A 1,665-nucleotide genomic window follows, 5' to 3' on the forward strand; every position below is an offset into this window, starting at 1 on the left:
GGCCCAGAGTGTGTGAAAACGCCTTCGCAAACCCTTGCTATGATTTCTGAGGATTTCATCGAAAGGATCGCCCATGAAGCGTTTCATCCGAGGTGAACATCGAGGCCAAAGCACTTTGCTTCCCGAAAGCCTCGACGACTACGTCAGCGATACCAATCCGGTGCGCGTGGTTGACGTGTTTGTCGACGAACTCGACCTGGTCAACTTGGGTTTTGACGGCGCTATTCCTGCTGATACAGGCCGACCTGCTTATCACCCTGAAGTCCTGCTGAAGATCTACATCTATGGCTATCTCAACCGCATCCAGTCAAGCCGACGCCTCGAGCGAGAAGCTCAACGCAACGTTGAGCTGATGTGGTTGACGGGCCGTTTGATGCCGGATTTCAAGACCATCGCCAGCTTCCGAAAAGACAACAGCAAGGCTATCCGAGGCGTCTGTCGCCAGTTCGTGGTGCTGTGTCAGCAGTTGGGATTGTTCAGTGAAAATCTGGTCGCCATTGATGGCAGCAAATTCAAAGCCGTGAACAACCGCGACCGTAATTTCACCAGCGCAAAACTGAAGCGGCGCATGGAAGAAATCGAATCGAGCATCAACCGTTACCTGGCCGCACTCGATACAGCGGATAGGCAAGAGCCCACATCCTCTGAGGCCAGGACGGTGCGGCTGGAAGAGAAAATCGCCAAGCTGAAAGTGCAAATGAAGGAGCTTCAGGCGATTGAAATACGGCTCAACGACTCACCGGATAAACAGGTCTCACTGACCGATCCAGACGCGCGTTCGATGATGACGCGTGGTACAGGAATCGTTGGCTACAACGTGCAAACAGCAGTCGATGCTCAGCACCATTTGATCGTTGCTCATGAAGTGACCAATGTCGGTTCCGACCGTGATCAGCTCAGCTCTATGGCCAAGCAGGCGCGCGAGGCCATGGCATCAGATTCGCTTTCGGTGGTGGCCGACCGAGGCTATTTCAAAGGTGAGGAAATCCTGGCTTGTCACAACGCGGATATCACCGCGTATGTGCCCAAACCAATGACCTCTGGAGCCAAAGCTGATGGGCGTTTTAACAACGATGCCTTTATCTATGACACGGCGAAAAATCGCTATGTATGTCCAGCTGGAGAAACGCTGATATGGCGTTTCTCCAGCGTCGAGAAAGGCATGAAGCTGCATCGTTACTGGAGTTCAAAGTGTCAAGGCTGCGCCTTGAAAACACAGTGCACACCGAGCAAGCAACGCCGTGTTCGGCGCTGGGAGCATGAGGCGATATTGGAAGAGATGCAGGACCGGCTGAGTAACGCACCGGACATGATGCGAGTCCGAAAGCGCACAGTTGAGCATCCCTTCGGAACGCTCAAACAGTGGATGGGCGCCACGCATTTTTTGACGCGGAGGCTGGACGGCGTCAGTGCAGAAATGAGCTTGAACGTGCTCGCCTATAACATGAAGCGCGTTATGAAAATCCTTGGCACCAGCAGCTTAATGAAGGCGTTGTCGGCCTGAAAGGGTTGACTTCGTTGCTTACTCGGCTCGCCAGAAGCCTCGCTGAAGCCTCCACGACCCCTAGTGACGACCCGTAAGCTTGTTGCGAGCAGCTCCGCGGCTAACAACCTTCGGCGCTGCGCGCCGACAGTACACCACCGCGTTTTTACACACTCTGGGCC

General features: G+C 54.2%; 1 protein-coding gene. It reads left to right on the plus strand.

Annotation, left to right across the window (positions count from 1 at the left end):
* Nucleotides 1–73: 73 nt before the first annotated feature.
* The gene (locus BMY98_RS26530; RefSeq protein ID WP_074893766.1) at nucleotides 74–1,504 is read left to right on the plus strand and encodes an IS1182 family transposase; all 1,431 of its coding nucleotides are present in this window, start codon (nucleotides 74–76) and stop codon (nucleotides 1,502–1,504) included.
* The last annotated feature ends 161 nt before the right edge of the window (nucleotides 1,505–1,665 follow it).

The organism is Pseudomonas graminis (assembly GCF_900111735.1).
Lineage (GTDB): Bacteria > Pseudomonadota > Gammaproteobacteria > Pseudomonadales > Pseudomonadaceae > Aquipseudomonas > Aquipseudomonas graminis.